The sequence below is a fragment of the Pseudomonas sp. MONT-RG-20F-20-E-7-02 genome (assembly GCF_022662395.1).
In the GTDB taxonomy this organism is placed as follows: Bacteria; Pseudomonadota; Gammaproteobacteria; order Pseudomonadales; family Pseudomonadaceae; genus Aquipseudomonas.
The window spans coordinates 902,512-928,339 of the sequence record NZ_JAKNQN010000001.1; the positions used below are offsets into that span (position 1 = coordinate 902,512).

Sequence of the window (25,828 nt, forward strand, 5' to 3'; positions counted from 1 at the left end):
GTCGGGCACAGCCTAGCACTGGTTAAGAAGGTCGAGCAGAATTGTTGTACTGCAAGGCTGGAAGCACTTAGTTTGTAATCCTCAAAGAGTACAGATTAATAAGGCGCCCGTAGCTCAGCTGGATAGAGCATCCGCCTTCTAAGCGGATGGTCGCAGGTTCGAGTCCTGCCGGGTGCGCCATTAGGCAGCTTTGGCACAAGTAGCGCTAGATGGTGGGCGTAGCTCAGTTGGTAGAGCACGGGATTGTGACTCCCGTTGTCGAGGGTTCGATCCCCTTCGTCCACCCCATATTTTGAAAGGCGCCAGATTAATCGTCTGGCGCCTTTGCTTTAAGAGCTGCAAGCGCGGATGTGGTGGAATTGGTAGACACACTGGATTTAGGTTCCAGCGCCGCGAGGCGTAAGAGTTCGAGTCTCTTCATCCGCACCAATTAAAGCTTTGCCCTGCCGTCAGGTGGTGTGAGGTTCAACAAAGAAGATGTTCGAGTTCTTTGTTAATGCAATATGGTGGGCGTAGCTCAGTTGGTAGAGCACGGGATTGTGACTCCCGTTGTCGAGGGTTCGATCCCCTTCGTCCACCCCATATTCAGAAAAAGCGCCAGATCAATGATCTGGCGCTTTTTTTTGTGTCGGAAATTTCCGGTCCTTTTGCGGCGAAACTTGACGCCAAGAAAAAACAAGCATTCTCAATGCCTTGGCGTTAGAATCGTTGCCGGTTTTGAGCGTGTAGAACTGATCCGCGGCTTTATCAGGGTCAGTACAGCTATTTAATAGCGAATAACGGCGCAGTACCTGAAAAAGGGCTGTGCCGTTTTTGTTTAAGTGTTTTGAGTTTCCGGGGCAGGGCGTTTCGTCGTATTTGTGTTTCTCGATGCTGGCGCCGTGTCCTCCGACCTTGCCTGCGAGGTCGGTCGCCAAGGGTGTGTGCCTACGCGCTTCTATATATAGAAGGCTTGATGCAGAGCCCTGGTGAGATGAGCTGTATTTGCTAACAGGATGAGGTGCATGCGTGCACTTGAACCTATAAATGACCTGCTGTTTTTCCACCCGTTTTCAGTAGGGTGACTTCTTGAGTTTGACCCACTAGAATGCATGCCCTTGATTCTGGGGTCGGAAACGGCCGGCTAACGTCTGTGCAACGAGGAATATCCATGCAAGTTTCTGTTGAAAATACTACTGCTATCGAGCGCCGCCTGAGCATCACCGTGCCGGCAGAGCGTATTGAGACTGCGGTCAACAAGCGTCTGCAGCAGACTGCCCAAAAGGCCAAGATCGCTGGTTTCCGTCCAGGCAAAGTGCCAATGAGCGAAATCAAGCGTCGTTTTGGTGCCGATGCGCGTCAGGAAGCTGTAGGTGACGTGATCCAGGCTTCGTTCTACGAAGCTGTTGTCGAGCACAAGCTGAACCCGGCTGGCTCGCCTTCGATCGAGCCTAAGTCCCTGGAAGCGGGTAAAGACCTGGAATACGTCGCGACTTTCGAAGTGTTCCCGGAATTCACTGTTGCCGGTTTCGAAGACATCGCCGTAGAGCGCCTGAGCGCTGACGTTGCGGATGCCGACCTGGACAACATGCTGGAAATCCTGCGCAAGCAGAACACTCGTTTTGAAGTGGCCGATCGCGCTGCCCAGAACGAAGACCAGCTGAACATCGATTTCGTTGGCAAGGTTGACGGCGAAGTATTCGCTGGCGGCTCCGCCAAAGGCACTCAGCTGGTGCTGGGTTCCAACCGCATGATCCCGGGCTTCGAAGACGGTCTGGTTGGCGCTAAAGCCGGCGAAGAGCGCGTTCTGAACCTGACGTTCCCGGCTGACTACCAGAACCTGGACCTGGCCGGTAAAACCGCCGAGTTCACCGTTACCGTCAACAGCGTTTCCGAGCCTAAGCTGCCAGAACTGAACGAAGAGTTTTTCGCTCAATTCGGTATCAAGGAAACCGGTATCGAAGGCTTCCGCACCGAAGTTCGCAAGAACATGGAGCGTGAGCTGCGCCAGGCCATCAAGTCCAAGGTCAAGAACCAGGTCATGGACGGTCTGCTGGCTGCCAACCCGATCGAAGTGCCTAAGGCCCTGCTGTCCAACGAAGTGGATCGCCTGCGCGTTCAAGCGGTTCAGCAGTTCGGTGGCAACATCAAGCCTGACCAACTGCCGGCCGAGCTGTTCGAAGAGCAAGCCAAGCGTCGCGTTGTGCTGGGTCTGGTCGTGGCTGAAGTGGTCAAGCAATTCGACCTCAAGCCTGACGAAGATCGCGTTCGTGAAATGATCCAGGAAATGGCTTCGGCCTACCAGGAGCCTGAGCAGGTTGTGGCGTGGTACTACAAGAACGACCAGCAGCTGAACGAAGTACGTTCGGTTGTGCTGGAAGAACAAGTTGTGGATACTGTTCTGCAGAAGGCTAAGGTGACCGACAAAGCGGTCTCTTACGAAGAAGCAGTCAAACCGGCGGAAGCAGCACAAGCCGACTGATTGTCCAACTCGTTCGAAATACAACCATAAGCCAGCCTCGCGCTGGCTTATGCGTTTTCAAGACATGACTATTTGGGAGTAACTGCAGAGCATGTTCCGTAATTCCTATATTCAGCAGAACTCTGATATCCAGGCCGCTGGCGGCCTGGTCCCGATGGTTGTCGAGCAATCTGCTCGTGGCGAACGCGCCTATGACATCTACTCGCGCCTGCTCAAGGAACGAGTGATCTTTCTGGTCGGCCCTGTAGAGGACTACATGGCCAACCTGATCTGCGCGCAACTGCTGTTCCTTGAAGCGGAAAACCCGGACAAGGACATCCATCTTTACATCAACTCCCCGGGCGGCTCGGTAACGGCAGGTATGTCGATCTACGACACCATGCAGTTCATCAAGCCAAACGTGTCGACGACCTGCATCGGTCAGGCCTGCAGCATGGGCGCATTCCTGCTCACCGCGGGCGCCGAGGGCAAGCGTTACTGCCTGCCTAACTCGCGCGTGATGATTCACCAGCCTCTGGGCGGCTTCCAGGGCCAGGCGTCGGACATCGAAATTCACGCCAAGGAAATCCTGTTTATTCGTGAGCGCCTCAACACGTTGATGGCCAAGCACAGCGGGCACACCCTGGAAGAAATCGAGCGCGATACCAATCGTGACAACTTCATGAGCGCCGAAGCTGCGCGCGCCTATGGGTTGATCGACGCAGTGATCGAAAAGCGCCCCGCTTAATATAAGCACCTCAAAATAGGGCTGGTCGGCGCGTCCGACCACCGCGGGCTTGAAAAAGCCCGCATAAGCCTTCATCTTGTGTTGCAAGCCTATCGGATTTGGATCGAACGAATGACTGACACCCGCAACGGCGAGGACAACGGCAAGCTGCTCTATTGCTCCTTCTGCGGCAAAAGCCAGCATGAAGTACGCAAATTGATTGCCGGCCCCTCGGTGTTTATCTGCGACGAGTGCGTCGACCTGTGCAATGACATCATCCGCGAGGAGGTGCAGGAAGCCCAGGCCGAGAGCAGCGCGCATAAATTGCCTTCGCCTAAAGAAATCAGCGGCATCCTTGATCAGTATGTGATTGGTCAAGAGCGTGCAAAGAAGGTTCTGGCCGTAGCGGTGTACAACCACTACAAGCGCTTGAACCAGCGTGACAAGAAAGGTGACGAAGTCGAACTCGGCAAGAGCAACATCTTGCTGATCGGTCCTACAGGCTCGGGTAAAACCTTGCTTGCGGAAACCCTCGCTCGTCTGCTGAATGTTCCCTTCACTATCGCCGACGCGACCACCCTCACCGAGGCTGGCTACGTGGGTGAAGACGTCGAGAACATCATTCAGAAGCTGCTGCAGAAGTGTGACTACGACGTAGAGAAGGCCCAGATGGGTATTGTCTACATCGACGAAATCGACAAGATTTCGCGCAAGTCCGACAACCCGTCGATCACCCGGGACGTTTCCGGTGAAGGCGTGCAGCAAGCCCTGTTGAAACTGATCGAAGGCACGGTTGCTTCCGTACCGCCACAAGGCGGCCGCAAGCACCCGCAGCAGGAATTCCTTCAGGTTGATACGCGCAATATCCTGTTCATTTGTGGCGGTGCGTTCTCCGGTCTGGAGAAGGTTATTCAGCAACGTTCCACCCGTGGCGGCATCGGTTTCGGTGCGGAAGTGCGCAGTAAGGAAGAAGGCAAGAAGGTGGGCGAGTCCCTGCGTGAAGTCGAGCCTGACGATCTGGTCAAGTTCGGTCTGATCCCTGAATTCGTTGGCCGTCTGCCGGTCCTGGCCACGTTGGACGAGTTGGATGAGGCTGCGTTGATTCAGATCCTCACCGAGCCGAAAAACGCCTTGACCAAGCAATACGCCAAGTTGTTCGAGATGGAAGGTGTAGACCTCGAGTTCCGTACCGACGCACTCAAATCAGTGGCCAAGCGGGCACTGGAGCGCAAGACCGGTGCACGTGGTTTGCGCTCGATCCTCGAAGGCGTGTTACTCGACACCATGTACGAAATCCCCTCGCAGTCCGAGGTGAGTAAAGTGGTGATCGACGAAAGCGTTATCGAAGGCAAGTCCAAGCCACTGTATATCTACGAAAACAGTGAGCCGGCTGCCAAGGCTGCACCGGACGCGTAAGCGTTCAGCTGTCGCAGCACACGCAAGGGGCCTTTTTAGGCCCCTTGTTTTTTTACGGCGGTTTTTCAGCATTTATTTTAAATTCTCGTTTATTCATGCGTTTAACTGCTGGCATTGAGCTTGTTTTTTTTGCAAGCAGCCCCCATCTTGGTTTCAAGTTTACTTTTCAACTGTCATAGAGGCGAAATCATGAAGACAACCATCGAATTGCCTCTCCTGCCGTTGCGTGATGTCGTCGTCTATCCGCACATGGTTATCCCGCTGTTCGTGGGGCGCGAGAAGTCTATCGAAGCCCTCGAGGCCGCGATGACGGGCGACAAGCAAATCCTGCTGTTGGCCCAGAAGAATCCAGCTGATGATGATCCAGGCGAAGATGCCCTGTATCGCGTTGGTACCATTGCCACTGTTCTGCAATTGCTCAAGCTGCCTGATGGCACCGTCAAGGTGTTGGTGGAAGGTGAGCAGCGTGGTGCGGTGGAGCGTTTCATGGAGGTGGATGGCCACCTGCGCGCCGAAGTGGCGCTGATCGACGAAGTCGAAGCCCCTGAGCGCGAATCCGAAGTGTTTGTGCGCAGCCTGCTCTCGCAGTTCGAGCAGTATGTGCAGTTGGGCAAGAAAGTCCCGGCTGAAGTCCTGTCTTCCCTCAACAGCATTGATGAGCCAAGCCGCCTGGTCGACACCATGGCCGCGCACATGGCGCTGAAAATCGAGCAGAAGCAAGACATCCTCGAAATCATCGACCTGTCCGCCCGTGTCGAACACGTGCTGGCGCTGTTGGATGGCGAGATCGACCTGTTGCAGGTTGAGAAACGCATCCGTGGTCGCGTGAAGAAACAAATGGAGCGCAGCCAGCGCGAGTACTACTTGAATGAGCAGATGAAGGCCATTCAGAAAGAACTCGGCGACAGCGAAGAAGGCCACAACGAAATCGAAGAGCTGAAAAAGCGCATCGATGCTGCCGGCCTGCCCAAAGACGCCCTGACCAAGGCGACTGCCGAGCTGAACAAGCTCAAGCAAATGTCGCCGATGTCGGCCGAAGCCACCGTGGTTCGCTCCTACATCGATTGGCTGGTGCAGGTGCCGTGGAAGGCCCAGACCAAAGTGCGCCTGGACCTGGCCCGTGCCGAAGATATCCTCGACGCCGACCACTACGGCCTCGAAGAAGTCAAAGAGCGCATCCTCGAATACCTCGCCGTACAAAAGCGCGTGAAGAAAATTCGTGGACCGGTGTTGTGCCTGGTCGGTCCTCCGGGTGTGGGTAAAACGTCGCTGGCTGAGTCGATTGCCAGCGCCACCAACCGTAAATTCGTACGCATGGCCCTCGGTGGCGTGCGTGACGAGGCGGAAATTCGTGGTCATCGCCGTACCTACATCGGTTCGATGCCAGGTAGATTGATTCAAAAGATGACAAAGGTTGGCGTGCGCAACCCGCTGTTCCTGCTCGATGAAATCGACAAGATGGGCAGCGACATGCGTGGCGATCCGGCCTCGGCGTTGCTCGAGGTGCTCGACCCGGAGCAGAACCATAATTTCAACGACCATTACCTGGAAGTCGACTACGACCTGTCCGATGTAATGTTCCTGTGCACCTCCAACTCCATGAACATTCCGCCAGCGTTGCTGGACCGGATGGAGGTGATTCGTCTGCCGGGTTACACCGAAGACGAGAAGATCAACATCGCCGTCAAATACCTCGCGCCCAAGCAGATTTCGGCCAACGGCCTGAAAAAAGGCGAGATCGAGATTGGCGTCGAAGCGATCCGTGACATCGTTCGCTACTACACCCGCGAGGCTGGTGTGCGGGGCCTGGAGCGCCAGATCGCGAAGATCTGCCGCAAGGCGGTCAAAGAGCATGCACTGGAAAAACGCTTCTCGGTGAAGGTGGGTGCCGACGACCTGGAACACTTCCTGGGCGTGAAAAAATTCCGTTACGGCCTGGCTGAACAGCAGGACCAGGTAGGGCAGGTGACTGGCTTGGCGTGGACTCAAGTGGGCGGCGAATTGCTGACCATTGAAGCTGCGGTCATCCCGGGCAAAGGCCAACTTATCAAAACCGGTTCGCTGGGTGACGTGATGGTCGAATCCATCACGGCCGCGCAGACTGTGGTGCGCAGCCGCGCCAAGAGCCTGGGGATCCCCCTGGACTTCCACGAGAAGCACGACACCCACATCCATATGCCGGAAGGGGCGACCCCGAAAGACGGCCCCAGCGCCGGCGTAGGCATGTGCACGGCCCTGGTGTCGGCATTGACTGGCATTCCTGTGCGAGCCGATGTGGCAATGACGGGTGAAATTACTCTGCGCGGTCAGGTATTGGCCATCGGTGGTCTGAAAGAGAAATTGCTCGCAGCACATCGAGGTGGAATCAAGACGGTGATCATTCCTGAAGAGAATGTTCGCGACTTGAAGGAAATTCCTGACAACATCAAGCAGGATCTTCAGATTAAACCGGTTAAATGGATTGACGAGGTCCTGCAAATTGCGCTGCAATACGCGCCGGAGCCCTTGCCGGATGTGGCTCCGGAGATTGTCGCGAAGGATGAAAAACGCGAGTCTGATTCCAAGGAAAGAATTAGCACGCATTAATGCGATTAAGCCGGGTGGCTTCCTTGACAGCTTTTTAGAGCCCTTGTTATAAAGCGGCTCTTAAGTGTCTGTAGGCCATTCAGCACTGGTTTTTGCTTTCACCAAAAAACTTAGAATCATACTCAATAGATATATAAGGGGACTTAGAGTGAACAAGTCGGAACTGATTGATGCTATCGCCGCATCCGCTGATATCCCGAAAGCTGCTGCTGGCCGTGCGCTGGACGCAGTAATCGAATCCGTCACTGGCGCTCTGAAGGCCGGCGACTCCGTAGTGCTGGTAGGCTTCGGTACTTTCTCTGTGACCGACCGCCCAGCTCGCACTGGCCGTAACCCACAGACCGGCAAAGCACTGCAAATCGCTGCTGCCAAGAAACCAGGTTTCAAAGCCGGTAAAGCCCTGAAAGAAGCCGTTAACTAAGCTTCGCTCAAGCCTTACCTACCCGGGTCAGACGCAGGTCTGGCCTGGCAGCGGAGCGGCAGCCGACCCAGTTATCCATCGGGTCGCCACGGCCTGGGGTGTTGGTTCAAACCCCCGTCCGCTCCGCCAGTTACGAGAAGGCGCATCCTCGGATGCGCCTTTCTTCTATCCGGACTCTACCCACGCTCCACGGTTGCCTAATTTTTGAAGATCAACCGTTTCTGGGGGACGCATGCTGCAAAATATCAGGGACAATTCACAAGGCTGGATTGCCAAGACCATTATCGGGATCATCGTCGCATTGATGGCGTTCACCGGTATCGAGGCCATTTTCCAGGCTTCGACCAACAACAAGCAGGACGTGGCCAAGGTCAATGGTGAAGAAATCACCCAAACCGAATTGAGCCAGGCCGTCGACATGCAACGTCGCCAGCTGATGCAACAGCTGGGCAAGGATTTCGATGCTTCCCTGCTGGACGAAAAACTGCTGCGCGATGCGGCCCTCAAAGGGCTGATCGATCGCAAACTGTTGCTGCAAGGCGCTGCTGATTCCAAGTTCGGCTTCTCGGAAGCTGCCCTGGATCAGGTGATCCTGCAGACTCCGGAATTCCAGGTGGACGGCAAGTTCAGCGCCGAACGCTTTGACCAGGTGATCCGTCAACTGGGCTACAGCCGTATGCAATTCCGTCAGATGCTGACCCAGGAAATGCTGATCGGCCAGGTTCGCGCAGGTCTCGCCGGCAGCGGTTTCGTCACCGACGCCGAGGTGCTGGCATTCGCCCGTCTGGAAAAACAGACCCGCGATTTCGCCACCGTCAACATCAAGGCCAACCCTGCGGCGGTGAAGCTCACCGACGATGAGGTCAAGGCTTATTACGACCAGCACGCCAAAGAGTTCATGACCCCGGACCAAGTCGTCATCGACTACCTGGAACTGAAGAAGTCTTCCTTCTTCGACCAGGTCACCGTGAAGGACGATGAACTGCAGGCTGCCTATCAGAAAGAAACCGCCAACCTCGCTGAACAGCGTCGTGCCGCGCACATTCTGATTGAAGTCAACGACAAGACCACCGACGCGCAAGCCAAGGCCAAGATCGAAGACATCCAGGCACGCCTGGCCAAGGGTGAGAAGTTCGAAGCCCTGGCCAAGGAATTCTCCCAGGATCCAGGTTCGGCCAACAATGGCGGCGACCTCGGCTTTGCTGGTCCTGGCGTCTACGACCCGGACTTCGAAACGGCCCTGTACGCCTTGAACAAGGACCAGGTGTCGGCGCCGGTGCGCACCACGTTCGGTTGGCACTTGATCAAACTGTTGGGCGTTGAAGCACCCCAAGTGCCATCGTTCGCCAGCCTGAAAGACAAGCTGACCCGCGAGCTCAAGACCCAGCAAGTTGAGCAGCGCTTTGTCGACGCCTCCAAGCAATTGGAAGATGCGGCATTCGAAGCCTCTGACCTGGCCCAGCCGGCGTCCGACCTGAAGCTGACCGTGCACACCTCCGCGCCATTTGGCCGTGAAGGTGGCGAAGGTGTTGCAGCCAACCGTGCTGTAGTCACCGCGGCATTCAGCCCGGAAGTCCTGGATGAGGGTGCCAACAGCACCGCCATCGAGCTGGACCCGGAAACCATCATCGTGCTGCGCGCCAAAGAACACTTGAAGCCTAAGCAACTGCCACTGGAAAGCGTCTCTGCCGCGATCCGTGCGCAGATGACCAAGGAGCGCGCCAGTGCGGCTGCCAAGGCTCACGCTGACGAGTTGATCGCCAGCCTGCGCGATGGCAAGACCCCGCTGAACCAGCCGATTGACGGCCAGGCCTGGAAAGTCACTGAAGCGGCTACCCGTAGCGCTGAAGGGATCGAGCCTGCGGTGTTGCAAGCCCTGTTCCGCATGCCTAAGCCTGCGGCCAAGGACAAGCCGACCTTCACCACGGTAACCCTGGCTGACGGTAGCCTGGTCATCGTGCGCTTGAACGGTGTCAACGAAGCCGCTGCGCCTACGGACGAAGAAAAGGCGCAATACCGCCGCTTCCTCGCTTCGCGTATTGGCCAGCAAGACTTCGCGGCTTACCGCAAGCAACTGGAAACCAAGGCTGACATCAAGAAGTTCTGATGGATCGTTCCCACGCTCTGCGTGGGAATGCCGCCTTGGACGCTCCGCGTCCCGCTATAGAGTGACGCGCAGCGTCACGGGATGCATGCCCACGCAGAGCGTGGTAAAGAACAGCCCCCGGCCTGAAAGGACCGGGGGCTTTTTTTTGCGCAATGTCGGCTCAGAACTTCAGTTTGCCCCAGCTCAGCCCAATCATCGCTGCCACGGTCGAGGCCGTCAGCACACTCAGTTTGGCCGCTGCCAACAGTTCCGGGTCGGAGAAGGCCAGGGACGAGATAAAGATCGACATGGTAAAACCAATCCCCGCCAGCAAGCCAACCAGGCCGACACCGCTCCAGGTGACACCGTCGGGCAGCTTGCAGATATTGAGTTTGACCAGCGTGATACTCGCCAGCATCACGCCCAACGGCTTGCCGACCACCAAGGCGACGATCACGCCCATGAACACACCGTGGGGCAGCGGGTGCGCAAGGTTCAAGCCCTGTAGGCTGACACCGGCATTGGCCAGGGCGAACAGTGGCATCACGCCGAATGCGACCCACGGGTGCAACGCCGATTGCACGCGCTGCACCGGCGGCATCAGGTCGCGTTGGGCTTCGCGCAGTTGCTTGAGCGGCTTGGCGACCTGGTGCGCGTCTTGGGCAGGTTTGGAGAGGCGATCCATCAGCTCGTTGAAGGTGCGTCCAATGGTGTCCAGTGGGCGCTCGGTAGTCGGCTTGGAACTGACCGGCGTCATCAGGCCGAGGATCACCCCGGCGAGGGTCGGATGAACGCCGGTCTTGAGCAGGCCGAACCAGACAATCGCCCCCGGCAGCAAATAGATCGCTGCCTTGCTGATGCCCATCCGTTGGAACACCAGCACTAAGGCCAACCCGCCTGCGGCAACCACCAGGCCCATGTAGTCGAGGCTTGCAGTGAAGAACACGGCAATGATCAGGATCGCGACGATGTCATCGATGATGGCCAGTGCCAGCAGCAATACGCGCACACCGCTGGGGATCGATTTGCCCAACAGCGCCAGCACGCCGACGGCAAAGGCAATGTCGGTGGCGGTGGGCACGGCCCAGCCAGTGGCGGCGGCGGTGCCATGGTTGAGCACGGTGTAAAGGATGGCTGGCATCAATACGCCACCCAGTGCGGCGCCCAGCGGCAGGGTCGCAAGTTTCAGGTTGGCAAGTGCGCCGTCCTTTATTTCCTGGCGTATCTCCGCGCCAACCACCAGGAAGAAGATGGTCATCAGGCCGTCATTGACCAGAAAATGCAGTGAGCGCGACACACTGAAGTCACCCATCCCGAGGGTAACCGGGGTGTTCCAGAAGTGTTCGTAGGACTCGGCAGCCGGGCCGTTGGCCCAGATCAACGCAGCAATGGCCGCCAGGAGCAGGACGATGCCGCTGACTGCCTCGATGCGTGAAAACCGCTCAAGGGCCGACAGTGCGCCCTCGGTCAATGCCTGGGGACGCGGGATGGCAGGGTGTTTTTTGGGCACGACAAGTCTCCATTGGCGGCCCGACCAATGCTTTGCTTTAACCTGCGTTGTGCCCTATGCAGTCACGCACCCAGGGCGATGATAGGAAGGTGATGAATAAGTTGTAAACAATGTTGTCAGGCTCAAGGGCTTTTTGTCGGTGGGTGTAGAAAACCGCGCGCCAATTGCTGGTACAACTCCGGCCCCATCCGTGAACTGACGGCCTTGGCAATCAGCGCCACCGCCATCAGGCTGATCACCATTCCGTGGCTGTCGATCATCTCCATCACGATGATCGCCGAGGTGATCGGCGATTGGGTGACGGCCGCCAGAAAGCCCACCATGCACAGCGCAATGATCGGTTGTGCTGCCAGCGCGAAAAACTCGGCTGCATTGGCGCCCACGGCCGCGCCGACGGCCAGCGATGGGGCAAAGATGCCGCCGGGGATGCCGGAAAAATACGTCACGACCGTGGCCAGAAAACGCGTGACAGGCGCATGCCACGGCAGGCCGACATCGGCAGAAATAATTTGCGAAGTAATCCCGTAGCCGCTGCCGAAGGACATGCCGCCGCTGAGCCAGCCCAAGATTGCCACCACCAGCCCACACGCTCCGGCGAACCACACCGGGTGGGCGCGCCGCCATTCCCAGACCACAAACCTGTGGTAGCGCTGGGGCCACAGCAGCATGCGGCTGAACAGCCCTCCGAGCAGGCCGCAGCCGATGCCTGCCGCCAATACCGGAACAATGATGTCGAGCTTGATCTGTTCAACATCCAGGTGGCCGAAGTAGTTGTAATTGCCCTGTAGGGCGATGGCCACCATCCCCGACAAAATAATCGTGCTGAGCAATACACCGCTGGTGCGGGTTTCGAGCTTGCGCCCCAACTCTTCTACTGCGAAGGCGATGCCGGCCAGCGGCGTATTGAAGGCAGCGGCGATTCCGGCGGCGCCGCCGGCCAGGATCAAGTCTTCGCTGCGGATGATGCGTGCATTGGGCAGGTAGCGATGGCAGAAATGCATGATCGACGCCGCCACCTGCACGGACGGCCCTTCGCGCCCGGCAGAAAAACCACCGGTCAAGGCCAGCGTACCCAGGCCTATCTTGGCGAAGGCGATACGCAAAGACACCAGCGTGCTGACGTCCTGCCCCTTGTTGGCCAGGCGGGTGGCGGCGATGACCTGGGGAATGCCGCTGCCTTGGGCACCGGCAAAAAAGCGCGTGGTCAGCCACACCACCAGCATGCCCACCAGCGGTGTATAGAAGAAGGGCAGCCACGGGTGGGCGCTGGACTGCTCGGCGAATTGGGTGAGCGCCACGTCAGCCAGGCGCGCAAACATCACCACCATCAGCCCGGCGAGGGTGGCGCCCGCCCACAGGGTGATCCGGGTGCGCCAGCGCAGTGAGGTAAAGCGGCGGCGCAATGAAATGAACGGTTTGATCACCCAGGCGAATTCCGAATAAGTTTCAGGGTGTTTCAAGGTTAACCGTATATTCAGCGCTTGTCCTCGCGAGGCGCCGTGTCGCAGCCAATGCCAACAGTATCAATCCGCCAACCGCCCACGGGAACAACGCGACCCCCGATGTTTGCAGCAACAGGCCGCCCGCCAGCCCGCCGCCGGCAATCCCCAGGTTCCACACCGTCACCAGCATTGATTGCGCGGCATCGGCCGAGTCATCGGCTGACTTGGCCAGCGCCGTTTGTAACAGCGCCGGCAAGCCACCAAAGGCCAGGCCCCACAGCGCCACGCTGGCATACACCGCACGGGTGGAGGTCATCCACACGCCCAGTGCCACGGCCGCTACCGCGAACATCGCGCAACTGATGATCAGCAGGCGCAGCAAGTGTTGATCAATCAACACGCCCGTCAGCCAGATGCTCAGCAAGGCCATGAGGCCAAACACCAGCAATATCTGGTCGATGTCGGCGACTAGCCCGGCAGGCACCAGCAGGGGCGCGATGTAGGTGTATAGAATGTTATGCGCCAGCACGTAGGTAAAGGTCACCCACAGCACCGGGCGAATGCCCGGCAGGCTCAGTACCTGGCGCAATCCCAAGCGCTTTTGCGCCGCTTGCCCGGCGAAATCCGGCAGTTGCCAGCGTGCCCACACCAGCAGCAACAGCGTTAGCCCGGTCATGATGGCAAAGCTCAAGCGCCAACCCACAACGCTGCCAAGGAACGTACCGGCGGGTACGCCCAGCGACAAGGCCAGCGGTGCGCCGAGCATGGCGACAGCAATCGCCCGGCCTTGCAGGTGCGGGGCCACCATTCGGCTGGCATACCCGGCCAACAGCGCCCAGAGCAACCCGGCGAATACGCCGGCAAAAAACCGCGCGACCAGGGTCAGCCCGTAATGGGTGGACAGTGCCGTCACGCTGTTGACCAAGGCAAAGCCGCCGATGGCAATCAGCAGCAAGGGTCGCCGCCGCCAGCCTCGGGTCAACAGCGTGAGCGGGATGGCCGCGAGCAATGAGCCCAGGGCGTACAAGGTGACCAGTTGGCCCACCAGTGCAGGCGAAACGCCCAGGCCGTCGCTCATTTGCGGTAGGAGCCCGGCGGGCATGGCTTCGGTGAGGATGGTGATAAAGCCGGCTGCGGCCAATGCCAGCAAGCCGCCGAATGGCAGTGCGTCACGCTGGGTGACAGCGGGTGAATCGGTGATTGAAGGGCTGTTGCTCATCGCACGCTATCCATGAAAAGGGCCAGGGACGCAGAGTAGGGGGCTGCAGGCTGCGGAAAAACAGGCTAAGGTTCCGAACTTATCGGACGTTGGTGTCCGCAATCTTCAAGGGTAAGACGATGGACAGTCTGGGCAGCCTCTCGGTGTTTGTGCAGGTGGCGGAGACGCGCAGTTTCACCGCCGCTGGCCGCGTGCTCGGCGTGTCGTCTTCGGCGGTGGGCAAAAGCATCGCGCGCACCGAAGCGCGCTTGGGCGTGCGTTTGTTTCATCGCAGTACGCGCAGCATCACGCTGACCAGCGAGGGCGCGTTGTTCCTTGAGCGTTCACGGCGGATCCTCGCCGAGGTCGAGGCAGCGGAGCAGGAGTTGACCGAAGCCAGTGCCACGCCACGCGGCAAGTTGCGTGTCAGCCTGCCGCAAGTGCGCGGGCTGTTGATGCCGGTGCTCAGCGACTTTATGCGCGCCTACCCGGATATCGAGCTGGACCTGGATTTTTCCGACCGCATGGTGGACGTGATCGAGGAAGGTTTCGACGCGGTGATTCGCACCGGCAAGCCGGAAGATTCGCGGTTGATGGCGCGACACTTGGGGCATTACCGCTTGGTACTGGTGGGCACCCCGACTTACTTCGCGCAGTTCGGCACCCCGCAACAGCCACAGGATTTGAGCAGCCACGCCTGCCTGCGCCATAAATTCTGCGCCACCGGCAAGCTGGAACCCTGGCCGCTGCGGCACGTAGCCGGCTCGGTTGAGCCCACCTTGCGCACGCCGCTGGTCAGCACCACCATCGAGTCCCTCAACCATGTGGTGCACGAAGGGTTGGGCATCGCCTGCCTGCCGGACTTCATGGTCAACCAGGCTGTGCGGGAAGGGCGTTTGCAGCGGGTGCTGGACGACCATCTCGACCACCGTGGCAGTTTCTGGATGTTATGGCCATCAAGTCGCCATGCCTCGGCAAAACTGCGCGTATTTATTGACCATATGGGCGCCGGGCTTTTTCCTGCAGGCGCCGTCCTGTAGGCCTGTGACGTTTTACCGACAGGAATGCGCGCGCCAAGGCCTCGTTCTGTTGCACAATACCGCCCGGACTGTTTTTCTCAGGATTTTCAATGTCGACATCATTTCACTTGCGTAGCCTCGGGCTGGCGCTGGTGCTGGCGGGCGCCGCGGGCTGCTCGTCACCCAAGACCGCTATTTATGAACATGAGAATTTCGACGACTCCGGTACGTTCTCCCGTGATTACCCGGTCAGCGATGTGGCGGCCTGTGAAGCGGCGCGACGTGCGCTGTTGAGCCAGGGTTACATCATCACCAGCAGCGACCCCAAGCTGGTGGTGGGTAACAAGAGCTTCCAGCAGACTGGCGAGACTCATTTGCAGATCAGCTTCAACGTGGTGTGTGCCAACGATGGCAAAGGCAATAACCACTCGACGATGTTTGCCAACGCCTTGCAGGATCGCTACGCGCTGAAGAAGGTCAACAACTCCGCGAGCCTGGGTGTGGGCGTGTTGGGCTCGGTGTCGATGCCGATTGGCTCCACCGATGACTCGATGGTCAAGGTGGCGAGTGAGACGGTTTCGGCGCCGAAGTTCTATGACCGTTACTTTGCGCTGGTGGATGTGTTCCTGCCGCAGGAAGTGAAGAAGGCCGAGCACATCCCTGAAAAGCCCAAGGCTGAGCTCGGGGTGCCGGAACCCAAGGCCGCTCCGGTTGCGGAGAAGGTCGAGGCACCGAAGGACGCAACGCCAGCGCCTGCCGCTGCGCAACCGTTGGCACCGCCTGCCGAGGCCGCACCGATTGCGCCACAGGCCGAACCCGAACCGGCTCCAGCACCCGCTCCGACCACGCCGACCACGCCGACCTTGCCGGCGCCGACAGAGGCGATTCCTCCGCTGCCGACGCCTGCGCAGTAACTCAGACCGCTACGGGGTTCGCCTTGTCGACGTTGATCCCGTAGCGGTTGATCGCTTCACTGACGTTATCGCGCCCGATCACGCCGTCATCCGCCAGCGCTTTTAAAGCCGCGAGGACGATGAAGTGGCGATCCACCTCAAAGAATTCACGCAAGGTTTCCCGGGTGTCCGATTGCCCGAAACCATCGGTGCCCAGCGCCACAAAGCGGCGGGCGTGGACGAAGGGGCGAATCTGGTCGGCGAATAATTTCATGTAGTCCGTGGCGACCACCACCGGCCCGGTGTGCCCGGCGAGGCATTCCTCGACGTAGCTGCTGCGCGGCTCGCTCAGCGGGTGCAGCAGGTTCCAGCGCTCCGCCGCGTGCCCGTCTCGGCGCAACTCGGTCAGGCTGGTGACGCTCCACACGTCGCTGTGTATGCCGAAGTCCTTGGTGAGCAAGTCGGCTGCGGCGATCACTTCGCGCAAAATCGAACCACTGCCCATCAGTTGCACCTGCGCTTGCGGGTGGCGGCTCAGCGGATACATGCCCTTGAGAATGCCATCCTCCACGCCTTCGGGCATTGCCGGGTGCGGGTAGTTTTCGTTGAGCAGGGTGATGTAGTAGTAAATGTCCTCCTGCTCGACATACATGCGCCGCATGCCCTCCCGAATAATCACCGCCAGCTCGTAGGCAAAGGTCGGGTCATACGACACACAGCACGGAATGACCGACGACAGAATGTGGCTGTGGCCGTCGTCATGCTGCAAGCCTTCGCCCATCAATGTAGTGCGCCCGGCCGTAGCGCCGAGCAGGAAACCACGCGCCCGTGCATCGCCGGCCGCCCACGCCAGGTCGCCGACCCGTTGGAAGCCGAACATCGAGTAGAAAATGTAGAACGGCACGGTCATCAGGCCGTGGTTGCTGTAGGACGTACTCGCCGCGATCCACGAGGAAATGGCGCCGGATTCATTCAGGCCTTCCTGCATGATCTGTCCGTCTTTGCTCTCCTTGTAGTAGCTCAGTTGCCCGGCATCCTGTGGGGTATAGAGCTGGCCTACAGCAGAGTGGATGCCGATCTGACGGAACAGGCTTTCCATGCCGAAGGTGCGCGACTCATCCGGCACGATGGGGACGATCAGCTTGCCCAGGTGCGGATCCTTGAGCAGTGTGCCGAGGATGCGCACAAATGCCATGGTGGTGGAGATGGCGCGCTCGCCCGTGTCCTTCAGTTGGGTGGCAAAGGCGCTCAGTTCGGGGATCTGTAATGACTCGACGGCCGTGTGGCGCGCGGGCACATAGCCGCCCAAGGCCTGGCGCCTGGCGGCGAAATAACGCGCCTCTTCACTGTCGGCGGCGGGTTTGAGGTAGGGGATTTCGTCGAGTTGGTCATCCGCCACTTCCAGCCCGAAGCGGTCGCGGAAGGCTTTTACCGCGTCGGCGCCCATCTTCTTCAACTGGTGGTTGATGTTCTGGCCTTCGCCGGCTTCGCCCATGCCAAAGCCCTTGACGGTCTTGGCCAGGATCACCGTCGGCTGGCCCTTGTGGCGCACGGCGGCCGCGTAGGCGTTGTAGACCTTGTCCGGGTCATGGCCACCGCGTGAGAGTTTCCAGATTTCGTCGTCGGACATGTCCGCAACCAACGCCAGCAACTCCGGGTATTTGCCGAAGAAGTGCTCGCGTACATAGGCGCCGTTCTGCGATTTGTAGTTCTGATAGTCGCCGTCCACGCATTCCATCATGCGCTGGCGCAGCAGGCCGCTCTGGTCTTTTTCCAGCAGCGCATCCCAGCCACCGCCCCAGATCACCTTGATCACGTTCCAGCCGGCGGCGCGGTACAGGCTTTCGAATTCCTGGATGACTTTGGCATTGCCGCGCACCGGGCCGTCCAGGCGTTGCAGGTTGCAGTTGACCACGAAGATCAGGTTGTCGAGTTTCTCGCGGCCGGCCAGGGAGATCGCCGCCAGGGATTCCGGCTGGTCCATTTCGCCATCACCAAGGAACGCCCACACTTTGCGGCCTTGGTGTTGCTTGAGGTCACGCAACTCCAGGTAACGCATGAAGCGCGCCTGGTAAGCCGCGGTGATCGGCCCGAGGCCCATGGACACAGTAGGGAATTGCCAGAAGTCCGGCATCAGCCGTGGGTGCGGGTAGGAGGACAGCCCCTCGCCAGCGGCCTCGCGGCGGAAGTTGTCCAGCTGAGCTTCGCTGATGCGGCCTTCCAGGTAGGCGCGGCCGTAGATGCCCGGCGAGGAGTGACCCTGGATGTACACCAGGTCACCGTCGAACGTGTCGGTGCGCCCACGGAAGAAATGGTCGAAGCCTACGTCGTACAGCACGGCGGCTGACGCATAGGTCGCGATATGCCCACCCACACCGGAATGTTTGCCTGCGCGCAACACCATGGCCATGGCGTTCCAGCGAATAAACGCATTGGTGCGCCGCTCGATGGCGAGGTTGCCAGGGTAGGGCAGTTGGCGGTCAACCGGGATGGTGTTGACGTAAGGCGTGGTCACCCGCCCGTAGAAGTCTCCATGGCGCGCAACGTCGAAATCCAGCAACTGATCAATCAGGTAGTGGGCGCGCGGGCGGCCTTCGGTGGACAGCACCGATTCGATGGACTCCAGCCATTCGCGGGTTTCCTGTGGATCGTCGTCCAGTCTTACTGCGTTATTCGGGGTCATGTGAGGCTCCAGGGTAGGCGGATTTCAAGCGGCAAGCTCCTTGTGGGAGTAACGCCAATGTAGTTGCAATTGCAACGACATGCCTGAATCTAGCGCGGGATGAGCTACTATTGCAACCTTCTTGAAATTCCCCGGATGGTGTTGCATGTCGTCGAAAGAGCCTGATGTATGGTTCCGTTTTGTCAGGGCCCACAGGACGGTCATCCGTGAAATCGAACGCCGTTTGGCGCAGGCGGACCTGCCGCCATATGCTTGGTATGACGCCCTGTGGGGCCTGGAAAGTGGTCCCGATGGCACCCGTCGCATGCACGAATTGGCCGACGTGCTGGCGATTGAGCGCTACAACCTGACACGCCTGGTGGACCGCCTGGAAAAAGACGGCCTAGTGGTGCGTTCGCGTTCTGACGGCGACGGCCGTGCGGCGTTTGCCTCGATCACCGACGCGGGTCGGGTATTGCGAAAAAAGATGTGGACGATCTACGAAAGCACCGTGGACGAGCTGTTCCTGTCGCAAATCGAGCCCGAGCAGCGCCAGCTGTTTGCCGACACCCTGGAGCGCGCGGCGGGGCTGGCCGTGGAGGCGGGCGTGCAGGTTCGAGGGCGACGCAAGGTGTGAGGCAGCACAGGCAAACCATGTGGGAGCAGGCAAGCCAGCTCCCACCATTGACGGTTTCCCCCTTCAGTTGAGTGCATACCGATCCATCGCCTTTTCTACCTGATTCGCATCCATACATCCCTCATCCACCAACGCCCTCAACGCACACACCACAATCCAGTAACAGCTGGGCGCAGACGCCTGCACCGAACCCGCGCCGAGCGCGACAAACCGCGCCTCCACATGCGCCGCCAGCTGATCGACAATCGCCTGCGGATAACCGGTGACGGCAATCACGGGCGCGCGGCTGCCGCCCAGGCACTCACGTAAATGGCAGCTCTGCCTGGGCGCTGTGGGGTGCAGTCGATTCCAGCGTTCGGCGGCTGCCGCTTCGCGCGCCAGTCGCGTGTAGCTGGGGCAGCTCCACAGCTGCGCCGTGATGTTCCAGTCCTTTTCCAGCAATTGTGCAGCCTCGGCAACTTCCACCAGCGCCCGGCCGGCACCGAGCAATCGCACCTGCCCTTGGCGACGCTGGATCGGGTACATCCCCTTGAGGACATCGTCACGATCCTGTGCATCCAGCGTCGTCGCGCTGTCCTGGTCGTGCAGCGCCAGGTAATAAAACCCAGGCTTGCCCTCGACATACAGCGTGCGCAAACCCGCCAGCACAATCGCGCGGGCTTCCGCGCCTGACGCCGGGTCATACGGCGTGCAGCGCGGGTGAGTGGCCAGCCATAACGGCAGCGACGGTTGCGTGCCCCTGGGCCATGCCGACGGTTGATTTTCGATGTCGTTGCACAGGATGCCGCGCTGCGCGGTCTCGTCCGACAATGCACATAACTGCGCCGACGACGCCGCGCTGTGCAGGTACAACATGGGTTTTTCAGCGGTGTTGCGTGCGAACCAAACCGGCCAGCCGCCCACACGGCGGGAGCGTGACTGACCGCGGATCACCCAGGCCTGGCGGCTGAGTTCCAGGGTGTTGGCCATGGTCATGACCGTGTACAGCGGCGAACTGCTTGAGTGCGCAGCCGTGCTGAGTGCGTCGATACAGCATTGGGCGGCATGGGCGGTAGAGGCGGGCATGGGACGAGCTCCTTGCAACAGAGGTTCGTACCCTAATGGAAATGTTGTTGCAATTGCAATGATTGCAATAGTATCTCAACGCCCAGGTGCTAAATCAAGGCAGCGCTGCTACGTTTTATCCTGAAGTGCAGGAACGTCATGGCGCCGACATTTTTTCGTCATCACGGCACTTTAGGCTGGCTGTGCAGGTCATTTATTGGCAGCTGCTTTAAACCTACAAGGAGTCCACCATGGACGATTACCAAGAAGAACTGCTTGAGTACCACGCGTTTGAGTTGGATCCGCTGGATCCGGTTGATGACGCCACCGAGCTGTAACACCGACTTCAGGCGGAATGCCGCTGACTGCGGCGAAATTCCCCTGGGGTCTGGTTGTTCCACCGCCTGAACGCCCGTTGAAACGCCTGGGCTGAGGCAAAACCGAGCAAGTAGGCGATCTCGCCGAACGCCAGCTCCGTATCGCGAATGTAGGTCATGGCCAAGTCGCGGCGGGTGTCGTTGAGAATCGCGCGAAACTGCGTGCCTTCATCGGCCAGTTTGCGGCGCAGCGTCCAGGTCGGCAGCTTCAAGCGTGCCGCCACTTCTTCCAGGTCGGGTTCCCGGCCACCATTGAGCATCGGCCCGAGCAAACGGGTAATGCGCTCGCGCAAGCTGCGGGTGCGCGTCAACTGCTCCAATTCTGCTTCACACAACTTCAACAACAGCTGCCAGGTACTCGGGCAATGCTGCGGGTTACGCAGTGCCAACGTGTTTTGGCTCAGGCGCAGTTGATTGGCCTCGGCGCCGAAGCACACCGGGCTGTCGCCCAGCACACCGTATTGTTCGCTGTACTCGGGGGCTTCAAATTCGATGTCGATGCGCTGCGCCCGCACCGGTTGCAGCGCCACGCTGGATAACTGCTGCAGCCAGCCGGCGATGATCGAATCCACCACAAAGCGGTTATAGGCGTTGTACGGGCTGATGGAATAAAACCGCAGCCAGGCGCCTTCGGCATCCTCGTGAAAACTCGATTGCCCGCGGTAATTGGAGCCGTACAGCGCTTCAAAACGGGTCAAGGCACGCGCCGCTTCACGCACATTGGGCGCTTGTGCGGCGGTGACGCCTGCCAGACCTGCCTGGCTCAAACGGCTGAGCTGGCCCATGCGCAGGCCCAGGCCTGGGTCGCCGGTCAGCTGGATGGCTGCGTGGCCCAAGCGCATATAGCGCGGGATCGACAAGCGTGCGCCGGCTTCGGCCAGGCGTGCCGGGTCAAGGCCGTATTGCAGGAGCAGCGGTTGCGGGTCCAGGCCGTGGCTTTGAATAGCATCCGCCAAGGTGTGCACGAAACCCACCGACAGATCGCCAAGGCGCACCGGCTTCAAGACGCTACAACCAGATATTCAGCAGGCGCGCGCCACGGGCACCGTTGTCGGCATTGATTTGCCCGTTGCTGCTGAGAAAGCTGTGCCCGGCAGTGCCCAGATCCCAGAACTGCCCGCGCAGGAACACGCTCATGCCGGCAGTGGCCTGGCTGATCGGTTGCTGGCTGATCAGCGTAAGGCGGTGCCAGGCTTCGCCTTCGCTGAGTTCTTCGGGTTTGAGGCTGATTTCGGGCGGCGTCGAAACGCTTTTGAAACCGCGCCATGGGCGGTCCCACGTCTCGCGGCCGGTCACAAAGGCAGGCACGGCAACCAATTGCGCGCCTTGCTCGTTCAGTTTGCGGTAGTTGTCCGGGTACCAGCTGTCGCTGCCGATCAGGATGCCCAGGCGCCCGGCCGGGGTATCGACCACGCTGACGATGTTTTCATCGCCCGGCTGGATAAAGCCGCGCTCATCGTAGATCGGATAGAACTGGCGCTGCGGCTGGCCAACCGGCAAGCCGTCGGTGCCAAACACCAGGCTGGCGTTGTACAGCGCGCCATGGCCAATGTGCAGTTGCCCTTGCTCGACACTCGGGTTGGGCAGGGCGATGGAGCCGGCCACCAGCGTCACGCCAAACTCTTTGGCCAACCCGCCGAACAGCACCTGATAGTCGCGGGCCATGGCGGGGGCTTTCATGCGCAGGTAGGCGTCGTCCATGCGGTTATCGCCCTTGGCGCTGATCCACGCGCGTGCGAACTGCAGCGGGTTGCTGGCTGACAGCCAGTTCATCGCGTCCTTTAAATGGACCGCTTGGTACAGCTCGTTCTTTTCGCCGCTGAGCATCAGCCAGGTGCCGATGTGTTCCGGCAGCACGACGATGGTCTTGCTGTTAATCAACCCTTGGTCCCGAGCTTTTTGCAGATAAGCCGCCAGCTTCAGGTGCAGGCGTTCCAGGCTCTGGTAATCGGCGGGGAACAGCTCCGGCTGGATACCCAGCAGGTTGCCACGGTCGGCAGGCTGGCCTTCATTGACGGCCAAAGTGATGCGCAGGTCCGACAGGTAATGCGCCACAGGGCGCTCCTGGGTCCAGACCAGATACGCGGTGGTGGCGGCAACCAGGGCCATGACGAGGGTGAAGCCTAGAAGTTTACGCATGGGGCAACAGACAACAGACCGTGTGCAGGGTTCGCCGACTAGGGTAGGGCCCATGCACCGGCTTGCCAAGGGGCGCTGTGCATTTGGATCAATAACTTGTCAGTTTCAGTCATTGAGCGGTAGTCCGCTGCCTCTTAGTCTGTGGGACATAAACCGATGGCAGGCCATTTCGAGCCTTCCACGTCCCGTGATGATCCGTTGTGGAGCTGTACCATGACCGCTGCTGCCTACCCGCACCTGCTGGCCCCGTTGGACCTGGGCTTTACCACCTTGCGCAATCGCACCCTGATGGGTTCGATGCACACCGGCCTGGAAGAAAAACCCGGCGGCTTCGAGCGCATGGCCGCCTATTTTGCCGAGCGCGCCCGGGGTGGTGTCGGCCTGATGGTCACCGGCGGTATTGGCCCGAACGATGAGGGCGGCGTGTACGCCGGTGCCGCCAAGCTGACCACCGACGAAGAAGCCCAGAAACACAAGATCGTGACCCAGGCCGTGCACGCAGCGGGCGGCAAGATCTGCATGCAGATCCTCCACGCCGGGCGCTATGCCTACAGCCCCAAGCAGGTCGCACCGAGCGCGATCCAGGCGCCGATCAACCCGTTCAAGCCCAAGGAGCTGGACGAGGAAGGCATCGAGAAGCAGATTCAGGACTTTGTCACCTGTTCGCTGCTGGCCCAGGTCGCCGAGTACGACGGCGTGGAAATCATGGGCTCCGAAGGTTATTTCATTAACCAATTCCTCGCCGCCCACACCAACCATCGCACCGACCGTTGGGGTGGCAGTTACGAAAACCGCATGCGCCTGGCGGTGGAAATCGTGCGCCGGGTGCGCGAGGCCGTCGGCCCGAACTTCATCATTATCTTCCGCCTGTCGATGCTTGACCTGGTGGAAGGCGGCAGTAGCTGGGAAGAAATCGTGCTGTTGGCCAAGGCCATCGAGCAGGCGGGTGCGACCCTCATCAACACCGGCATCGGCTGGCACGAAGCGCGTATCCCGACCATCGCCACTAAAGTGCCGCGTGGCGCGTTCAGCAAAGTCACCGCCAAGCTGCGCGGTGCGGTGCAGATTCCGCTGATCACCACCAACCGCATCAATACGCCGGAAATTGCCGAGCAGATCCTCGCCGAGGGCGATGCCGACATGGTCTCGATGGCGCGGCCGTTCCTGGCCGACCCCGAGTTCGTCAACAAGGCCGCTGAAGGTCGCGCCGATGAAATCAACACCTGCATCGGCTGCAACCAGGCCTGCCTGGACCACACCTTCGGCGGCAAGCTGACCACCTGCCTGGTCAACCCGCGCGCCTGCTACGAGACCGAGCTGAACTACCTGCCGGTCAAGCAGATCAAGAAAATCGCCGTGGTCGGTGCCGGCCCCGCAGGCCTGGCGGCGGCCACCGTGGCGGCGGAGCGCGGCCATCAAGTGACCTTGTTCGACTCGGCCAGCGAAATCGGCGGCCAGTTCAATATCGCCAAGCGCGTGCCGGGCAAAGAGGAGTTCTTTGAAACCCTGCGCTACTTCAAACGCAAATTGCAGACCACCCACGTCGAGGTGTGCCTCAACACCCGTGTGGATGCCGCGCAACTGGCGGCGGGCGGGTATGACGAGATCATCCTGGCCACCGGCATTGCGCCGCGTACCCCGGCGATTCCGGGGATCGACAACGCCAAGGTGCTGAGCTATCTGGACGTGATCCTTGAGCGCAAGCCAGTGGGCAAGCGCGTGGCGGTGATTGGCGCTGGCGGTATCGGCTTCGACGTCTCCGAATTCCTGGTGCATGCAGGCGTGTCTACCAGCCTGGACCGTGAGGCATTCTGGAAAGAGTGGGGCATCGACACCCAGCTGCAAGCCCGTGGCGGTGTGGCGGGTATCAAGCCTGCGCCGCATGCACCGGCCCGTGAAGTGTTCCTGCTGCAACGCAAGGCCTCCAAAGTTGGCGACGGCCTGGGCAAGACCACCGGCTGGATTCATCGCACGGGCCTTAAGAACAAGCGGGTGCAGATGCTCAACAGCGTCGAATACCTGAAGATCGATGACCAAGGCTTGCACATCCGCATCGGCGCCGACGGTGAACCTCAAGTGCTGGCGGTGGACAACATCGTCATCTGCGCTGGCCAGGACCCGCTGCGCGAACTGCAGGACGGCCTGGTTGCCGCAGGCCAGAACGTGCACCTGATCGGCGGCGCCGATGTGGCGGCCGAGCTCGACGCCAAGCGCGCCATCAACCAGGGCTCGCGCCTGGCCGCCGAGCTGTAAAACGCCCAAAGGGGCGGTGTTAGACTGCCGCCCCTTTTCATTCAGATACCTTCCCCGATGGGCCCTTTCGACTGGCTTCCCCACGCACCGCTCGAACCTTTGCAGCTGGATTGGCTGAACGGCGTCGAGTTGGCTGTGCTGCGCCTGGACCGCATCGACCCGCTGATCAGCGGCAACAAGTGGTTCAAGCTCACCGAGCACCTGGCCCAGGCAAACATGGCCGGTGCCAGCGGGGTCATCAGCCTCGGCGGCGCCCACTCCAACCACCTGCACGCCCTGGCGGCAGCCGGCAAACGCTTCGGTTTCCCCACCGTCGGCCTGTTACGCGGCCATCCTCAAGACACGCCCACTGTTCTCGACCTCAACACCTTCGGCATGCAGCTGCATTGGCTGGGGTATGGCGGCTATCGTGCGCGGCATGAGCCAGGTTTCTGGCTGCCATGGCGTGAACGCTACCCGCAGTTCCATGCCGTGCCCGAAGGCGGCGGTGGAATAGCGGGTGCCTTGGGCTGCGCGGCACTGGTCGAGCAGGTGCGCGAGCAGTTGGGCAACCTGGGTTGGGCCGATTACGATGCCTGGTGGCTGGCGGCGGGCACCGGCACCACCGTGGCCGGGCTGGCGCTGGCAGAGGCGGGCGCGCACCCGGTGTTCGGCGCCTTGGCCGTGCCGGACGATCACGGCGTTGAGCAAAACGTGCAGGCGATCGTGCAGGGCGGTTATGAACTGCTGGACGCCAGCCGAGGTGGCTTCGCCAAAGTCGATCCGTTATTGCTCGCATTTATTGAACACACCGAACAAGCGTCCGGCATGCCGTTGGAGCCGCTCTACACCGGCAAGGCCCTGCTGGCGCTCAAACACCAGATCGAGGCCGGACACTTCGCCCCCGGCACCCGCCTGATCTTCGTGCACACCGGCGGCCTGCAAGGCCGCCGAGGGTTTGAAATCTAGCGATGTGCCCCTGTGGGAGCGGGCTTGCCC

Annotated in this window: 19 protein-coding genes and 4 tRNA genes; 15 read left to right on the top strand and 8 right to left on the bottom strand. The window is 60.0% G+C overall.

What is annotated here, in order from left to right; translation table 11 throughout:
• Nucleotides 1-103: 103 nt before the first annotated feature.
• The 4 genes from L8I05_RS04115 to L8I05_RS04130 all read left to right on the top strand — a co-directional run bounded on the left by L8I05_RS04115 (nt 104) and on the right by L8I05_RS04130 (nt 582).
• Nucleotides 104-180: transfer RNA gene (locus L8I05_RS04115), tRNA-Arg, on the top strand.
• Nucleotides 181-212: 32 nt separating this feature from the next.
• Nucleotides 213-288: transfer RNA gene (locus L8I05_RS04120), tRNA-His, on the top strand.
• Between the two features lie 56 nt (nt 289-344).
• A tRNA-Leu gene (locus tag L8I05_RS04125) sits at nt 345-429 on the top strand.
• 77 nt (nt 430-506) lie between these two features.
• Nucleotides 507-582, top strand: a tRNA-His gene (locus tag L8I05_RS04130).
• Nucleotides 583-602: 20 nt separating this feature from the next.
• Here the strand turns inward: L8I05_RS04130 and L8I05_RS04135 are convergent.
• A complete protein-coding gene (locus L8I05_RS04135; protein ID WP_159957788.1) occupies nt 603-917 on the bottom strand; it encodes a hypothetical protein in 315 nt (104 codons plus the stop codon).
• Between the two features lie 233 nt (nt 918-1,150).
• On the opposite strand from L8I05_RS04135, the gene tig reads away from it, so the two are divergent.
• The 6 genes from tig to L8I05_RS04165 all read left to right on the top strand — a co-directional run bounded on the left by tig (nt 1,151) and on the right by L8I05_RS04165 (nt 9,697).
• The gene (tig, locus tag L8I05_RS04140) at nt 1,151-2,461 is read left to right on the top strand and encodes a trigger factor (RefSeq protein WP_177018445.1); all 1,311 of its coding nucleotides are present in this window, start codon (nt 1,151-1,153) and stop codon (nt 2,459-2,461) included.
• A 91-nt stretch (nt 2,462-2,552) separates the two neighbouring features.
• Nucleotides 2,553-3,188 carry an ATP-dependent Clp endopeptidase proteolytic subunit ClpP gene (clpP, locus tag L8I05_RS04145; protein ID WP_083357884.1) on the top strand — a complete coding sequence of 212 codons (636 nt, stop codon included), beginning with the start codon at nt 2,553-2,555 and terminating at the stop codon, nt 3,186-3,188.
• Nucleotides 3,189-3,299: 111 nt separating this feature from the next.
• The gene (clpX, locus tag L8I05_RS04150) at nt 3,300-4,583 is read left to right on the top strand and encodes an ATP-dependent Clp protease ATP-binding subunit ClpX (RefSeq protein ID WP_017136464.1); all 1,284 of its coding nucleotides are present in this window, start codon (nt 3,300-3,302) and stop codon (nt 4,581-4,583) included.
• A 189-nt stretch (nt 4,584-4,772) separates the two neighbouring features.
• Nucleotides 4,773-7,169, top strand: a complete 2,397-nt coding sequence (gene lon / locus L8I05_RS04155) for an endopeptidase La (protein ID WP_159957784.1) — start codon at nt 4,773-4,775, stop codon at nt 7,167-7,169.
• Nucleotides 7,170-7,317: 148 nt separating this feature from the next.
• Nucleotides 7,318-7,590, top strand: coding sequence for an HU family DNA-binding protein (locus L8I05_RS04160; protein ID WP_003174819.1), 273 nt, complete (start codon nt 7,318-7,320; stop codon nt 7,588-7,590).
• A 232-nt stretch (nt 7,591-7,822) separates the two neighbouring features.
• On the top strand, nt 7,823-9,697 hold the full coding sequence (locus L8I05_RS04165) for a SurA N-terminal domain-containing protein (protein WP_242167291.1): 1,875 nt from the start codon (nt 7,823-7,825) through the stop codon (nt 9,695-9,697).
• 160 nt (nt 9,698-9,857) lie between these two features.
• Here L8I05_RS04165 and nhaA read toward each other — a convergent pair whose 3' ends face one another.
• The 3 genes from nhaA to L8I05_RS04180 form a co-directional block, all read right to left on the bottom strand.
• Entirely contained in the window at nt 9,858-11,186 is a 1,329-nt protein-coding gene (gene nhaA / locus L8I05_RS04170) for a Na+/H+ antiporter NhaA (RefSeq protein WP_242167292.1), read from the bottom strand.
• A 122-nt stretch (nt 11,187-11,308) separates the two neighbouring features.
• Nucleotides 11,309-12,610, bottom strand: a complete 1,302-nt coding sequence (locus tag L8I05_RS04175; RefSeq protein ID WP_242167476.1) for a chloride channel protein — start codon at nt 12,608-12,610, stop codon at nt 11,309-11,311.
• A 22-nt stretch (nt 12,611-12,632) separates the two neighbouring features.
• Entirely contained in the window at nt 12,633-13,847 is a 1,215-nt protein-coding gene (locus L8I05_RS04180; protein WP_242167293.1) for an MFS transporter, read from the bottom strand.
• Between the two features lie 119 nt (nt 13,848-13,966).
• Here L8I05_RS04180 and L8I05_RS04185 point away from each other — a divergent pair, with 119 nt between their 5' ends.
• Both L8I05_RS04185 and L8I05_RS04190 read left to right on the top strand, forming a co-directional pair.
• Nucleotides 13,967-14,866 carry a LysR family transcriptional regulator gene (locus L8I05_RS04185; RefSeq protein ID WP_242167294.1) on the top strand — a complete coding sequence of 300 codons (900 nt, stop codon included), beginning with the start codon at nt 13,967-13,969 and terminating at the stop codon, nt 14,864-14,866.
• A gap of 89 nt (nt 14,867-14,955) precedes the next feature.
• Nucleotides 14,956-15,759 carry a DUF2242 domain-containing protein gene (locus L8I05_RS04190; RefSeq protein WP_242167295.1) on the top strand — a complete coding sequence of 268 codons (804 nt, stop codon included), beginning with the start codon at nt 14,956-14,958 and terminating at the stop codon, nt 15,757-15,759.
• A gap of 1 nt (nt 15,760) precedes the next feature.
• Here the strand turns inward: L8I05_RS04190 and aceE are convergent, their stop codons facing one another.
• On the bottom strand, nt 15,761-18,421 hold the full coding sequence (gene aceE, locus L8I05_RS04195; protein ID WP_242167296.1) for a pyruvate dehydrogenase (acetyl-transferring), homodimeric type: 2,661 nt from the start codon (nt 18,419-18,421) through the stop codon (nt 15,761-15,763).
• A 145-nt stretch (nt 18,422-18,566) separates the two neighbouring features.
• Here aceE and L8I05_RS04200 point away from each other — a divergent pair, with 145 nt between their 5' ends.
• Nucleotides 18,567-19,037, top strand: a complete 471-nt coding sequence (locus L8I05_RS04200) for a MarR family transcriptional regulator (RefSeq protein ID WP_242167297.1) — start codon at nt 18,567-18,569, stop codon at nt 19,035-19,037.
• A gap of 63 nt (nt 19,038-19,100) precedes the next feature.
• On the opposite strand, the gene L8I05_RS04205 is transcribed toward L8I05_RS04200, so the two are convergent.
• From L8I05_RS04205 to L8I05_RS04215, 3 genes are all read right to left on the bottom strand, one after another.
• A complete protein-coding gene (locus L8I05_RS04205; protein WP_242167298.1) occupies nt 19,101-20,102 on the bottom strand; it encodes a pyruvate dehydrogenase in 1,002 nt (333 codons plus the stop codon).
• A 325-nt stretch (nt 20,103-20,427) separates the two neighbouring features.
• Nucleotides 20,428-21,462 carry an AraC family transcriptional regulator gene (locus L8I05_RS04210; RefSeq protein WP_242167299.1) on the bottom strand — a complete coding sequence of 345 codons (1,035 nt, stop codon included), beginning with the start codon at nt 21,460-21,462 and terminating at the stop codon, nt 20,428-20,430.
• 4 nt (nt 21,463-21,466) lie between these two features.
• The gene (locus L8I05_RS04215; RefSeq protein ID WP_242167300.1) at nt 21,467-22,597 is read right to left on the bottom strand and encodes a carbon-nitrogen hydrolase family protein; all 1,131 of its coding nucleotides are present in this window, start codon (nt 22,595-22,597) and stop codon (nt 21,467-21,469) included.
• 213 nt (nt 22,598-22,810) lie between these two features.
• Here L8I05_RS04215 and L8I05_RS04220 point away from each other — a divergent pair, with 213 nt between their 5' ends.
• Both L8I05_RS04220 and L8I05_RS04225 read left to right on the top strand, forming a co-directional pair.
• Nucleotides 22,811-24,850: an NADPH-dependent 2,4-dienoyl-CoA reductase gene (locus L8I05_RS04220; RefSeq protein WP_242167301.1), complete on the top strand. Its 2,040-nt coding sequence runs from the start codon at nt 22,811-22,813 to the stop codon at nt 24,848-24,850.
• 57 nt (nt 24,851-24,907) lie between these two features.
• On the top strand, nt 24,908-25,798 hold the full coding sequence (locus L8I05_RS04225; RefSeq protein ID WP_242167302.1) for a pyridoxal-phosphate dependent enzyme: 891 nt from the start codon (nt 24,908-24,910) through the stop codon (nt 25,796-25,798).
• The last annotated feature ends 30 nt before the right edge of the window (nt 25,799-25,828 follow it).

Bases quoted from the DNA above. Each gene is read 5' to 3' on its own strand.
- L8I05_RS04225 (WP_242167302.1), top strand. From the start codon at position 24,908: ATGGGCCCTTTCGACTGGCTTCCCCACGCACCGCTCGAACCTTTGCAG.
- tig (WP_177018445.1), top strand. From the start codon at position 1,151: ATGCAAGTTTCTGTTGAAAATACTACTGCTATCGAGCGCCGCCTGAGC.
- L8I05_RS04200 (WP_242167297.1), top strand. From the start codon at position 18,567: ATGTCGTCGAAAGAGCCTGATGTATGGTTCCGTTTTGTCAGGGCCCAC.
- L8I05_RS04205 (WP_242167298.1), bottom strand. From the start codon at position 20,102: ATGCCCGCCTCTACCGCCCATGCCGCCCAATGCTGTATCGACGCACTC.
- L8I05_RS04180 (WP_242167293.1), bottom strand. From the start codon at position 13,847: ATGAGCAACAGCCCTTCAATCACCGATTCACCCGCTGTCACCCAGCGT.
- L8I05_RS04185 (WP_242167294.1), top strand. From the start codon at position 13,967: ATGGACAGTCTGGGCAGCCTCTCGGTGTTTGTGCAGGTGGCGGAGACG.
- lon (WP_159957784.1), top strand. From the start codon at position 4,773: ATGAAGACAACCATCGAATTGCCTCTCCTGCCGTTGCGTGATGTCGTC.
- L8I05_RS04165 (WP_242167291.1), top strand. From the start codon at position 7,823: ATGCTGCAAAATATCAGGGACAATTCACAAGGCTGGATTGCCAAGACC.
- clpX (WP_017136464.1), top strand. From the start codon at position 3,300: ATGACTGACACCCGCAACGGCGAGGACAACGGCAAGCTGCTCTATTGC.
- L8I05_RS04190 (WP_242167295.1), top strand. From the start codon at position 14,956: ATGTCGACATCATTTCACTTGCGTAGCCTCGGGCTGGCGCTGGTGCTG.
- aceE (WP_242167296.1), bottom strand. From the start codon at position 18,421: ATGACCCCGAATAACGCAGTAAGACTGGACGACGATCCACAGGAAACC.
- clpP (WP_083357884.1), top strand. From the start codon at position 2,553: ATGTTCCGTAATTCCTATATTCAGCAGAACTCTGATATCCAGGCCGCT.
- L8I05_RS04220 (WP_242167301.1), top strand. From the start codon at position 22,811: ATGACCGCTGCTGCCTACCCGCACCTGCTGGCCCCGTTGGACCTGGGC.
- L8I05_RS04215 (WP_242167300.1), bottom strand. From the start codon at position 22,597: ATGCGTAAACTTCTAGGCTTCACCCTCGTCATGGCCCTGGTTGCCGCC.